The organism is Pseudomonas sp. SJZ077, assembly GCF_007993905.1.
GTDB classification, from domain to species: Bacteria; Pseudomonadota; Gammaproteobacteria; order Pseudomonadales; family Pseudomonadaceae; genus Aquipseudomonas; species Aquipseudomonas mandelii.
In genome coordinates, this window is the sequence record NZ_VIUJ01000009.1 from 136,053 (window position 1) to 148,963 (window position 12,911).

The window sequence follows — 12,911 nt, forward strand, 5'->3', positions numbered from 1 at the left end:
CAAAAGCCCCGGTCCATTGGCCGGGGCCTTTTTATTGGCTGACGAAATCTCCGGTGGCGAGCGAGCTGGCTCGCCACAAAGGCGCGGAGTTTCTTAATGGACGGCGACCGGTTGAATCGGTGCGGTCAGGCGCTTGTTGAAATCCAGCCAAACCCCCAACAACCCCATCAATCCTGCCCCCACCAGCGCGGTGAAGATTTGCATGGCAAACGCATCGTCGGTCAGGGCATTGATCATGTCTGCCAGCGGCGCGAGCAACACCCCGAGGCAGAACACTTCCAGCGAATAACGGCCCATGCGACTGCATTGCCGGGCCAGCCAGTTCTGCGTCCAGCCAGTGTCCGGCAACAGTTTCGCCGTGACATACGCCAGCGCCAGGAAGTGCAGCAGTCGCACCGGCGACAGGTCGGTCTTGCTGATCGGGTACAACAGATTGCTCAGGCTGGTCGGAACCATCGCATCATGCAGTTGCGGCCACCGCCACAATACGGTCAGTACACCGGCGACGCCTGCGTATAACGCCGCACTCACAAACAATGGCTGGCGCAGCAACGGGCGCCTGTCGGGCAAGCGTGGGCGCTGCGTGTGAATCGCAGCGGCACCGCCGAGTACGAACAACAGTTGCCAGGCGACGGGGTTGAAGTACCACACGCCGTCCTTGATGGCCGCCAGATTCCAGCCGAACAACGGCACCGTCAGGTACACCGCAAACGACATCGCCACCACCACCCATGGTTTGCGCACAAATATCGGCAGCACCAGCGGCAAACCGGCCAGTAGCACGATGTAGAGCGGCAATGGGTCCATCAGGTTCGGTTTGAAGCGCAACAGCAACTCATCGATCAAGGCTTGCTGCGGATTGCTGATGAAGTGGTGCATGCCCATCTCCTCCACCAGATCTCGGGTCTCCACATGGCTGTTGGCGAAGAACACGATGCCCATCAGCATCGCCAGCAGGAAAATATGCACCACATACAGCACCCAGGCGCGGCGCAGGATTTTCACGCAGGCAATCAGGTAACCGTCGCGGGCCAGGATCTTGCCGTAGGCCAGGACCGCCGCGTAACCGGCGAGAAACACGAAGACTTCGGCGGCATCGCTGAAGCCGACGTTACGCAGAGTGATTTGACCCAGCGGGTTGTGGGGCACGTGATCCCAGAAAATGAAGATCAGCGCCAGGCCTCGGAAAAAGTCGATCCGGTGATCGCGTTCAGTCGTCATGGCTGCGGGCTCTGGAACGGGGGTTGAAGTAGGAGCGCCGGCGACACAAAAGGTTGCGCGCTGCACATTGGCGGCGCGCAGGGTGCAGGGATTCGGCGGCAATTGCAAAGTGCGGATATTAGGGAGTGTCTCTGTGCATCGCCGAGGCGACAACCGCCTGTCTAAAAGACACGCAGGTCGGCGATCTCTGACGACCGTCGAGGTTCAAAGCTTTATTGATTGAAGGCGGAATTCCCTTGAGGCGCCGGTATGCAGATCAGCGAATGGCTCGACAAAGAACTCACCGGCCGCCAAGTCTGGTTGTTGTTTCTTTTCGCGACGCTGGTGTACATCCTGCCGCTGATCCTCGCGGATTATCCCTACATCGATGACAACTGGCGCGCCCTGGCCGCGGGTACCGGCTGGGCGGAGGACGGCCGGCTGTTCGCGCAGTGGTTCTACAACCTGCTGACCTTCAGCGGCGCCGCGCCGAACATCTTCCCGCTGCCGCTGTTGATCGCCACGCTGGCGATGAGCTGGGCCCTGACCCGGCTGACGTTTCACTATTTCCCCGAACCGACGTTCGCCCATTGCCTGGTGGTGCTGCCGCTTTGGTACAACCCGTTCTTCCTGCAAAACCTGTCGTACCAATACGACGGACCGAGCATGGCGCTCAGCCTGGTGGCGGTGATCTACGCGATTACCTTCCAAAGCCCTTCTCGCGTTCAGCACCTGCTGATACCGGCCGCGCTGATCGCCTTGGCCATCGGGCTTTATCAGGTCAGCTTTAATGTGTTTCTCGGTCTGTGTTGTATGGAGTTGCTGCGGCGCACGGACGACCCATTGGCATGGCCTGCGTGGTGGCGATTGATCGGCTGCAAAGTTGTACAGGTGGGTCTGGCAGGGTTGATCTATTACGCCACCGCCTATTCCTTCATGACTCAGAAGCGCACCTCATTGTTGAACGGGGCAGCGGCGCCGTTGCAGCAAATAGAAACCAGCGCGGGCTGGGTGCTGGAAAAAATCGTGCTGCTGTTCCATGGCGGCTTTGCCTGGGTATTCGCCGCGCTGTTGCTGTGCGCCCTGTTCGGTGCCGTGCGCGTGGGACAGCGCGTGCTGGAGCGTGCCGGTACTGGGCTGAACAAAACCGTGATCGGCCTGCTGTGCCTGTTGATCTTGCCCGTCCTGATGGTGCTGGTGCCGGGCGTCTCATTGTTTTTCCGCGACTTCAATGAAGGCGCCCGCACCTTGATGGGCTTTGCTGTCGTGCTCGTATTGCTGTTCTACCTGAGCCATCTGGCGCTGGCGTCGGTGCACGGAAAGCTGCCGCTGCTGTTGCTGGTCCCATTGTTGGCGATGCTTTCACTTTCCTTCGCGTATGGACGGGTGCTGACGTTACAAAAAACCTTCGCGACGAATGCGCTGTACGCCTTGAGTGCCGACATTGCTTCGCGCCCGGCGTTGCGCGAAGCCAAGCGCATTTATATGTCGGTGACGTACTCCGATCACTGGCTGGTGGGGGCCGCCGGGTCGTTCAAGCAGATGCCGGTTTTGCATTACTTGTTAAACATCGATTTCTACATGCTCGCGGAAAATCTGCCGAAAACAGGCATCACCAATGTGGTCAGGGAAAAGGAACGGCGTAACGCGACGCTGGTGGGTTATCAGGGGTATCCACCGCTGGTGGACAGTCTGTTTTATCGGATTTATCTGTTGGGGGACTACGGCTTTATTGTCATGAAAGAACCCGCCCGGGTCCGCTCTCTCCAGTGGTGAACCCCGTGACCATTGGTCTGGAATGCCGCGCTACCTGTTAGTTCTTACAGTAGACGCGCACCTGTCCTCGACTTTAGGTTTGAACGGCGCCTGAAACGGGAATGGGTCAAGGATCGGACATGAAAGCTTTATGGAAAGAATTTTCTACCTACGCAGTCATTGGAGTGGCCAATACGCTTATCCATTGGCAGCTATTTTATGTACTGACCACTGCGGCCGAGCTTAGTCAGGCCGTCAGTAATTTTTCGGCGTTTTGTGTGGCCGCGACGTTCTCATTCTATGTGCATGCGCTCTACACGTTTGAGGCCGGGGGGTCGGTACTTCGTTATCTGCTGTATGTGTTTTTCATGGGGGGCATGAGTTTCGTTGTCGGACATTACGCTGATGTCTGGAAAATCCACGGGCTGGTGACCGTAGGGTCGTTCTCGCTGTTGAGTCTGATCTACGGGTTTTTCTTCTCGAGATTTGTCCTGTATGGCGAGCGCGAAGCGTGAACGTGTCGCTGATGCCAGCCTGTCCGTAAGGCTGGCATGCAGAGCGATCTTTACGCAGCAACCACCTCATTAGGCTCAAAACTGTCCGCCCGCGCCATCTGCCACATCCGCGAGTAAAACTCGCCATTCACCTCACCGGTGAGCAATTCCCCCGGCTTCAAAAACACATGCAACTGCGAGAACAGCTTGATCTCGGTCGCGGACATACGTCTCACCAAGTGCTTGGCTGACAACTGCGATGGGTGATCGAGGCCGGCCGCCGCGAGCATTTCCGCCAGGGCCTTGAGTGTGTTGCGGTGGAAGTTGTAGACCCGCTGGGCCTTGTCCGGGACCACCAGCGCACGCTGGCGCAGGGTGTCTTGAGTGGCGACGCCGGTCGGGCATTTGTTGGTGTGGCAGCTTTGCGACTGGATGCAGCCGATGGCAAACATGAAGCCGCGCGCCGAGTTGGCCCAGTCGGCGCCGATGGCCAGGACGCTGGCGATGTCGAAGGCACTGACGATCTTGCCGCTGGCACCGAGTTTGATTTTGTCCCGCAGGTTCAGGCCCACCAGCGTGTTGTGCACGAACAGCAGGCCTTCGCGCATCGGCACGCCGATGTGGTCGGTGAACTCTACGGGCGCGGCGCCGGTGCCGCCTTCCTTGCCGTCGACCACGATGAAGTCCGGAAGGATGCCGGTTTCCAGCATGGCTTTGGCGATGCCCATGAATTCCCACGGGTGACCGAGGCAGAACTTGAAGCCCACCGGTTTGCCGCCGGACAATTCACGCAACTGCTGGATGAACTGCATCAGTTCGATCGGCGTGGAAAACGCACTGTGCCGCGACGGCGAGATGCAATCTTCGCCCATCAGGATGCCGCGGGTTTCGGCGATTTCCTTGGTGACTTTGTGCTTGGGCAGGATGCCGCCATGCCCGGGTTTGGCCCCTTGCGACATCTTGATTTCGATCATCCGCACTTGCGGCGTCTGCGCTTGTGCGGCGAAGCGTTCAGGATCGAAGCGCCCATCAGCGGTACGGCAACCAAAGTAGCCACTGCCCAGTTCCCAGGTCAGGTCGCCGCCGTTTTCCCGGTGATACGCACTGATGCTGCCTTCGCCGGTGTCATGGGCGAAGTTGCCGAGTTTGGCGCCTTGGTTCAATGCGCGAATGGCGTTGGCGCTGAGCGAGCCGAAGCTCATGGCCGAGATGTTGAACACCGAGGCCGAGTACGGCTGGGTGCACTGTGGGCCGCCGACGATGACGCGGAAATTGCTCGGGTCGCTCAACGGCGCAGGGCGCATCGAGTGGCCGATGAATTCGAAACCCGATTGGTACACATCGATCAGCGTGCCGAAGGGTTTGTCGGCGCTTTCATTCTTGGCCCGGGAATAGACCAGCGAGCGCTGGGCCCGGGAGAAGGGCAGGGCGTCGCTGTCGGATTCGAGCAGGTACTGGCGGATCTCCGGGCGAATGCCCTCCACCAGATAGCGAATATTGCCCAGGATCGGGTAGTTGCGCCGCACCGCGTGAGGGCTTTGCAGCAGATCGAACAGGCCCACCAGACTCAGGACGCCCGTCACGGCGGTGATTGGCCAGAGCCAGTCGTGTTCCAGGAAGGGCAAGCTGGCGAGGGTGAAAATCACACAGGCAGCAAAGAAGGCGTAGCGGCTCAGGAGTGACAGGCTCATACGGGTTCCTTGGTTCGGACTCAATAATTTCAACGCAGCAGGTGCATGGATACACACAGATCCCTGTGGGAGTGAGCCTGCTCGCGATTACGGTGGTTCAGTCGACATCAATGCTGAATGAAAGACCGCAATCGCGAGCAGGCTCGCTCCCACAGTAAAAAGCACTCCGCGTTGCAATCAGGCATTTTGCGCCTGGAGAAATATCGAAAACAGCTCGGACTGGGATTTGATCCCCAGCTTGCTGTACATGTGTTTCTTGTGGACTTTCACGGTTTCAACAGAGATTTCCAGCTTACGGGCGATTTCTTTACTGGAGCAACCGCTGAGCATCAAGCGCCCGACATCCAGTTCCCGGGCGGTCAGTTGCGCGCCCTTGAGTTGTTGCACCGAGGCTTCCAGCTGCACGCGCCAATCGCCCTGGATCGGTGCTGGCGCGAGGGCCACGGCCTCGTTGATTTCGTAGGGCAGGCGCTGGCGCAACAGGCCGAGCACCCAAGGCTGGATCAGCGACAGCAAGGCAATCTGCTGGCCGCTGAAACGCTGCTTGCTGCCCAATGACAGGCACAGCGTGCGGTCCCCTTCGAGTTGGCAATTGAACTGGATTTCGTCGGCCACCACATTCAGACGAAAGTATCGTTGGTAATACTCGGTCAGCTCGAAGTGCTCCGGCGCCACTTCCGACAGGCGATAGAGGCCGGTGCGCGATTGCTCGCGGCAGGCGATGTAGAACGGATCAAGCAGATAGAGCCCGCGCAGGTAATCCTGAAACAGCTGATCAGGGCTGCCGTCCTCGCCCGGGCATTCGGCGAACACCTGCGGGTGCTGGTCCGCGCTGAAAAGCAGCGCCACCCAGCTGTCGAAGGTCACGTACTGATCCAGCAGGCGCACCAGCTGCGTCCAGAAGTTGGGCTTGTCGAGGGCGTCGATCAGTTGCCCGACCGAGCGGTGCCACGCGATGTCGTCTAACGAAAGTGTCATGCCTCTACCCCTATCGGGTTACCCCAGCGGCGTGATTCCCCGCCCGGTGGCTTGCTGCGCATACTGGCGCACAGACACAGACCGGGCAATCTTTCTGCCGCTCGGCCCAAAACAAGGAATACCCATGAAAGTCGAACTCGCCCAGTTGGCGGGCCGTGACAACGGCACAGCGTACAACCTCGAACGCGCCTTGGCGGCCATCGCTGCCTGCCACGCGGATACGCAACTGATCGTCTTCCCGGAAACCCACCTGATGGGCTTTCCGACTGCCGACACCGTGGCCCAGACCGCCGAACCGCTGGACGGGCCGACGGTCAGCGCCGTCGTGGCGGCTGCCCGCGAACGCAACATCGCCGTGGTGATCGGCATGGCCGAGAACGACAACGGCCGCTTCTACAACACCACGCTGCTGATTACCCCCGAAGGCATCGCCCTGAAATACCGCAAGACGCACCTGTGGGCGTCGGATCGCGGCGTGTTCGAGGCGGGCGACCGTTACGCCACTTGCGAGTGGAACGGCGTGCGGGTCGGTCTGCTGATCTGCTACGACATCGAATTCCCGGAAACTGCCCGCGCCCTGGCACAACTGGGCGCCGAATTACTGATCGTCACCAACGGCAACATGGACCCTTACGGCCCCACTCATCGCACCGCGATCATGGCCCGGGCCCAGGAAAACCAGGCCTTTGCGCTGATGGTCAATCGGGTCAAAGAGAGTGATGACGGATTGGTGTTTGCCGGTGGCAGTGCGCTGGTGGATCCGCTCGGCACCTTGTTGTTCGAGGCCGGACGCGATGAAGGGCAGTTTGCGGTTGAGCTGGATTTCAGCCGGCTGGAGGCGGCACGCAAGGATTACCGGTATCTGGATGACCAGCGGCTGAAGTTGCCGGGTGAGATTGTCGAGCAGGCTTCTGGTGTGCGGGAGTTGCTGATTCCTTCGCGCTGATCCGGATGTTGCATTGCTCCGAGTGGCCCTTTCGCGAGCAGGCTCGCTCCCACATTGAGTTTGTGTCCACTGCAGATCCCCTGTGGGAGCGAGCCTGCTCGCGAAGAGGTCCTGACAGACAACACACCTGTTTGACCGATCACCAAAACAACAACGAAACACCCGAAATTTAGCGCCGAACTCGGCTCTGCCATAAATCTAATAAATTCGGAGTAGTCGCTCATGGCTCGTTTGCAACGCACCCTGTCATTGGGTTCGGTGGTGCTGTTCGGCATCGCCTACATGACGCCGATCATTGTGCTCGGCACCTTTGGCATCCTCGCTCAATCTACCGCCGGCATGGTCCCGGCCGCGTATCTGGCGGCGTTGGTGGCGATGTTTTTCACCGCGATGAGCTACGGTCGAATGGCCTCGGCATTCCCCGTCGCCGGTTCCGCCTACAGTTATGTACGCAAGGCCATCAGCCCGAAGCTGGGGTTCATCGCCGGTTGGGCGGTGCTGCTCGACTATCTGTTCCTGCCGATGGCGATCTGGCTGATCGGTGCGGCCTACCTCAATTCCGCTTTCCCGGCCGTGCCGCAGTGGATCTGGGTGCTGGCGTTCATCGGCATCACCAGCGCGATCAACATCGTCGGCCTGAAGCTGGCCAACGGCATCAATGCCTTGCTCATGCTGGTGCAGTTCCTGGTGCTGATCGCCTTCGTCGCGCTGTGCATCCACTACGTCGGGGGCGATGCGAGCACGCCGTTGTGGTCGATCAAGCCGTTCTTCAACGGCGACATGCAGATGCCGCTGATCATGAGTGGCGCGGCCATCGCCTGTTACTCGTTCCTCGGGTTCGACGCGGTCAGCACCCTGACCGAAGAAACCCGCGACCCACGCCGCACCATCCCGCGGGCGATCATGTTGATTACCCTGATCGGCGGCCTGATCTTCGTCAGCGTCTCGTACTTCGTGCAGATCGCCCATCCCTCGTTCCAGTTCGACAGCGTCGACTCGGCCGCTTATGAAATCGCCCGCAACATCGGTGGCGACTTGTTTGTGACGATTTTTCTGATCGGCCTGATCGTCGGTCAGTTCGCCTCGGGCCTGTCGGCTCAGGCCAGTGGTTCGCGTTTGTTGTTCGCCATGGGCCGCGACGGCGTGCTGCCTAAATCATTTTTCGGCAGCTTGCATGAGCGCTTTGGCACACCGGTCAACAGCATCCTGCTGTGCGCCGTGGTCGCGTTGCTGGCGCTGAAACTGGACGTCACCACTTCGACGTCGTTCATCAACTTCGGCGCGTTCCTGGCGTTCAGTCTGGTGAATTTGTCGGTGATCTTTCATTACTGGATAGGAGGGGAAAAGAAAGGGCTGCGCGAGTTCGTGCTGTTTCTGCTGTTTCCGTTCATTGGTCTGGCGGCGGATTTGTGGCTGATGGTCAGCCTCGATCACCTGGCGATCTACCTGGGCCTGAGCTGGCTGGCGATTGGCGTGGTGTACCTGGCGGTGCTGACCGGTGGCTTCCGCCGTCAGCCACCGGAGATGGATTTCCAGGAAGCCACCTGACCTCGGACACTGCAACCCTCCTGTAGGAGTGAGCCTGCTCGCGATAGGGCCATGTCAGTCAACATCAAGGGCGACTGACATACCGCCATCGCGAGCAGGCTCACTCCTGCATTTATTACGGAGTTCAGGTGGCTGAGTGTGTCTGGTGCACGGGCAGTTCGACTCGGAACGTGCTGCCCACGCCCACTTCACTGCGCACCGTAATATCCCCCCGGTGCTTCTTAACGATGCCATAGGACAAGGACAACCCAAGCCCTGTCCCCTGGCCCACCGGTTTAGTGGTGAAGAACGGATCGAAGATTTTCTGCAGGCTGTCCGGCGCAATACCGGAGCCGGTGTCGGCCACCTCAATCCACACCCGTTCACCCTCAAACCCGGTGCGCAGGGTGATGGTGCCCCGCTGTGGGCCCATCGCCTGGGACGCGTTGACGATCAGGTTCATGATCACCTGGTTGATTTGCGATGGCAGGCACTCGATGTCGGGCAATGGCTGATACTCCTTCAGCACATCGGCCTTGTACTTGAGTTCATTGGCGACGATGTTCAAGGTCGATTCGATGCCCTGTTGCAGATTGGTCCACTGCCATTCCTGGTTGGAGTCCACCCGGGAGAAGTCCTTCAGGTCCTTGACGATCTGCCCCACCCGGTTGATGCCCTCCTTGGATTCCTTGATCAGCAATGGAATGTCCTCGCGCAGAAATTCCAGTTCGATGCGTTCCCGTAACTGACCAAGCCGCTCGATCACCTCATTTGAAGCAATCGCCTCTTCGGCCTCGCGATAGGCATCGAGCATGTCCTGCAGTTGCTTGAAGTAGCCATCAAGACTGCCAAGGTTGGAAGAAATGAAGCCGATGGGGTTGTTGATTTCATGGGCGACCCCGGCCGCCAATTGCCCCAGGGACGCGAGTTTTTCCGATTGCACCAGTTGCGATTCAAGCTGTTTGCGCTCGTCGATTTCCCGCTGCAACGCCTCGCTGGCCTGTTTGAACTGCGTGGTGCGCTGGTCCACCAGATGCTCCAGATGGCTCATCTGCACGGAGGCGCGTTCGGTCATCTCCCATTTGGTCAGCAGGGTGTTGGCCATCTGCTGGACTTCGATGTTGTCGAACGGTTTTTTCAGGATCAGCAACCGATCATGGGCTTGCAGTCGGTCCAACAGCTCATCCCAGGAATAGTCGGAATACGCGGTACACACCACCACTTGCAGGTGCGGATCTTCCTGCCACAGATGTTCGATGGTTTGCGCGCCGTCCCAGCCTTCAGGCATGCGCATGTCGACGAACGCGAGGGCGTAGGGCCGGCTTTCCTGCAAGGCCTGAGTGAGTTTGCCCAGGCCTTCCTGGCCGCCATACGCCGAATCCAGTTCGAACAGGGCCGTGGTGGTTTTGATTTCACGGCCAAACAGCGTGGCTTCCATCTCGTCCAGTTCCAGATGCTCCACCGGAACCGGGGTGAGGATCTTGCGAAAGTCGTCATGAATCGACGGTGTGTCGTCGATCAACAGAATGCGTCGGTTCGAATGCTCACTCATGCCTCCTCCGGGACGGTTTTCAGCGGAATCTGCAAGGTGAACTGCGCGCCCTTGCCGGGCCCGTCACTGTGGGCGCTGAGATGGCCGTTCATTTCTATCGCCGCGAGTGCGCAGCTGTGCAGACCAAAACCGTGGCCTTCCTTGCGGGTGGTAAAACCGTGGGCAAAGATGCGCGTCATGTTCTCCGGCGCGATGCCTTCGCCATCATCCTTGACGCTGATTTGCAGGGTGGAGTCTTCGACGATTTTCACCCCCAGGGTCATTTGTCGCGGACGATTGCTGAGGTCGGACATGGCGTATTTGGCATTGCTGATGAGGTTGATCAAGATCAGCAGCAACCGGTGTTTGTCGCCCATGACCTGCGGCACCTCGTTGTACTCCTTGACCACGGTGACGTGGTGCCGGGTCAGGGCACCGGAGTTCATGCGCAGGGCGTCTTCCAGCAGTTCACTGATGTGCAGCGGTTCCATCAGGTTGTTGGCGCCGGCGTAGGACTGCTGGGTGGCGACGATGTCCTTGATGTGGTCGACGCTTTTGGTCAGTTGGGCGAGTTCGTCGGTCATGCTTTGTTGTTCGAGCGCGATGGCGTCGACCAGTTGATTCAGATAGCCGGGCAGCAATTTGCCTTTCGCGTCCTGGGTCAGAAAGGCCCCGAGGTCGCCTTGATGCTCGTTAATCAGCTGCATCGCCTTGCCCAGCCCCTGGGCCTTGCTGCTGCGCAGTTTGCGGCTGACCAGGTCTGCGGAGATGTTCACGCTGTTGAGCACGTTGCCGACGTTGTGCAACACATTGGTGGCGATTTCCGCCATGCCAGCCTGGCGCGCGGTGTCCAGCAGTTCGCTCTGGGTATCCTTGAGTTCGCGGGTACGTTCTTCGACCCGTTTTTCGAGGTCATCATTGGCGGTTTTCAGGGCCTTGTTGACGCGATTGATCACGGTGAAACTGCGCATCAAGTGAATCGCCAGGTACACCAGCAACAGCACCAGCAGCACCGAAAACACCAGCATGTAAAAGTGATAACGCTGGTCGACCGCATCGGTGCGCTGCTGATCGTTGTTCAGCAGATCGGTGATGCCGTCGAGCCGCTCGGCCACGGGAATCGCCTCGATGTTTTCCAGCAAGCGGTTGACCACCGGTTGCTCACGCAGAATGAGCTCAATATGGTTACTGAGCACATCCAGCGGACTGTGGAACTCCTCCGGCAGTCGCAGTTTGTTCACTTTCAGTTTGCTCAATCCCACCAGGATTTCGGCGGCCTTGTCGTCAGAGGTAACCATGGCGAACTCCATGGTGCTGAGTACCAGGTCATAGGTGTCGTTGGCGATGTTCTGCAGTTGCAGTTTGTCGCCGTCCTGCAACTGGGCGAGGGGTTCCTGAATGTCGTCTTCGGCGGTCGGCAGAAACGCCAGTGAGTTGCGCAACACAGCATTGTGAGACTTGAACTGCTCAACCAGCCGGATCTTTTCCTCGAAGGCGCTCAGGTACGCATCATGACTGGTCAACCAGACGGGCGAGGTGTTGCGGCTGTGATTCGACGACATTGTGTCGAACCGTTCCCATAGGAGCGTCATCTCGGTCAGCGGTGTGACCAGCGGATCGTAGTTGTGGTTGATCGCAATCCTGGCCTTGAGGATTTCCGTTTCCCACTGCGCATTCAGCTGTTTCATCCGGGAAATCAGATCCCGGGATTCTGTGTAGGTCGACGTCTTATTGGAGTTGGATTTGAGGTACAGAAACAGCAGTGTCGAGGCCAGTATCAGGGCCATGATACCGAGGAGTGCCACACTGCGTCGGCGGGATATTTTCATAATGGTTTGCCCTCCCATTCACCGGTCAGGGTCTTGAGGAATTTGATGATCAGCACCTTGTCCTCGACAGAGGGGATGCGTCCCAGTTGAAATGAGAACATCACCTCCACGGCGTCTTCGAGGGTTTTGGCCGAGCCGTCGTGAAAGTACGGCGCGGTCACGGCGACGTTCCTCAGGCTCGGGACCTTGAACACGTAGCGATCCTCTTCGTCCTTGGTCAGCAGGTAGCGGCCCAGGTCGGTGTCGGTCGGGTTGCCTCGTGTCTTGAAGTAATCGCCCATCACCCCGAATTTCTGGAACATGTTGCCGCCGATATTGATTCCCTGATGGCAGGCGATACAGCCGTACGCCTTGAAGCGTTGGTAACCGTACTTCTCCTCGCGGGTGAGAATGTCGGTGTCGCCCAGCAAGTATTGGTCGAAACGCGAGTTGGCACTGATCAACGTGCGCTCGTAGGTTGCCAGGGCGTTTTGCACATTGATCATGGTCACGCCATCCGGGTAGGCGTTGCCGAACGCGGTTCGATAATCGGCGTCGGCGGACAGCGTCTGCACCACGTGTTCCCAGTTGCTGCCCATTTCACTGGGGCTTTGCACCACGGCGTGGACCTGGGTTTCCAGGGTGTCGGCGCGGCCGTTCCAGAATTGCCGGAAGTTCAGGCTGGCGTTGAACACGCTCGGAGTATTGACTGCCACTGGCTGGCCGTTGAAACCGATGGAAAACGCCTTGTTATCGGCGCCACCGCTTTCCAGGCGATGGCAACTGGCACACGAGAGGCTGCCGTTGACCGACAAACGTGGCTCGTTGAACAACTGGCGACCGAGTTCGACACGCAGAGGGTTTTGCTGCGGCACGGCCGGCAGCGGTTTGAGTGGTTCGTCCAGTGGCGCGCCGCTGGCCGTCAGACAGACTCCGAGCAGAGGCATCAAGAGCAAGCGGTAGAGAAATGGCGACATCCTG

10 protein-coding genes are annotated in these 12,911 nt (G+C 59.0%); 4 read left to right on the forward strand and 6 right to left on the reverse strand.

Annotation, left to right across the window (positions count from 1 at the left end):
• Window positions 1-93: 93 nt before the first annotated feature.
• Complete coding sequence (locus FBY01_RS15695) at window positions 94-1,221, reverse strand: OpgC family protein (protein WP_010457751.1); 1,128 nt, start codon at window positions 1,219-1,221, stop codon at window positions 94-96.
• A gap of 249 nt (window positions 1,222-1,470) precedes the next feature.
• Here FBY01_RS15695 and FBY01_RS15700 point away from each other — a divergent pair, with 249 nt between their 5' ends.
• The gene (locus FBY01_RS15700) at window positions 1,471-2,976 is read left to right on the forward strand and encodes a glucosyltransferase domain-containing protein (protein ID WP_145308488.1); all 1,506 of its coding nucleotides are present in this window, start codon (window positions 1,471-1,473) and stop codon (window positions 2,974-2,976) included.
• Window positions 2,977-3,095: 119 nt separating this feature from the next.
• Window positions 3,096-3,470 (forward strand): GtrA family protein, encoded by a 375-nt coding sequence (locus FBY01_RS15705; RefSeq protein ID WP_145308490.1) that lies wholly within the window; start codon window positions 3,096-3,098, stop codon window positions 3,468-3,470.
• A 50-nt stretch (window positions 3,471-3,520) separates the two neighbouring features.
• Here the strand turns inward: FBY01_RS15705 and FBY01_RS15710 are convergent, their stop codons facing one another.
• Window positions 3,521-5,140, reverse strand: a complete 1,620-nt coding sequence (locus tag FBY01_RS15710; protein ID WP_010457746.1) for an FMN-binding glutamate synthase family protein — start codon at window positions 5,138-5,140, stop codon at window positions 3,521-3,523.
• 177 nt (window positions 5,141-5,317) lie between these two features.
• Window positions 5,318-6,118 carry a LuxR C-terminal-related transcriptional regulator gene (locus FBY01_RS15715; RefSeq protein WP_010457744.1) on the reverse strand — a complete coding sequence of 267 codons (801 nt, stop codon included), beginning with the start codon at window positions 6,116-6,118 and terminating at the stop codon, window positions 5,318-5,320.
• A gap of 124 nt (window positions 6,119-6,242) precedes the next feature.
• Between FBY01_RS15715 and FBY01_RS15720 the strand changes: the two genes are divergently transcribed.
• Window positions 6,243-7,064: a carbon-nitrogen hydrolase family protein gene (locus FBY01_RS15720; protein WP_077749821.1), complete on the forward strand. Its 822-nt coding sequence runs from the start codon at window positions 6,243-6,245 to the stop codon at window positions 7,062-7,064.
• 222 nt (window positions 7,065-7,286) lie between these two features.
• A complete protein-coding gene (locus tag FBY01_RS15725) occupies window positions 7,287-8,612 on the forward strand; it encodes an APC family permease (RefSeq protein ID WP_077749822.1) in 1,326 nt (441 codons plus the stop codon).
• A 124-nt stretch (window positions 8,613-8,736) separates the two neighbouring features.
• On the opposite strand, the gene FBY01_RS15735 is transcribed toward FBY01_RS15725, so the two are convergent.
• The 3 genes from FBY01_RS15735 to FBY01_RS15745 are packed head-to-tail and all read right to left on the reverse strand — an operon-like array spanning window position 8,737 to window position 12,907.
• Window positions 8,737-10,143 carry an ATP-binding protein gene (locus tag FBY01_RS15735; protein ID WP_077749823.1) on the reverse strand — a complete coding sequence of 469 codons (1,407 nt, stop codon included), beginning with the start codon at window positions 10,141-10,143 and terminating at the stop codon, window positions 8,737-8,739.
• Window positions 10,140-11,951 carry a DAHL domain-containing protein gene (locus FBY01_RS15740; protein WP_145308492.1) on the reverse strand — a complete coding sequence of 604 codons (1,812 nt, stop codon included), beginning with the start codon at window positions 11,949-11,951 and terminating at the stop codon, window positions 10,140-10,142. Before FBY01_RS15740 ends, FBY01_RS15735 begins: the two co-directional genes overlap by 4 nt.
• Entirely contained in the window at window positions 11,948-12,907 is a 960-nt protein-coding gene (locus FBY01_RS15745; protein WP_145308494.1) for a cytochrome-c peroxidase, read from the reverse strand. The genes FBY01_RS15740 and FBY01_RS15745 overlap by 4 nt, the downstream gene beginning before the upstream one ends.
• Between the last annotated feature and the right edge of the window lie 4 nt (window positions 12,908-12,911).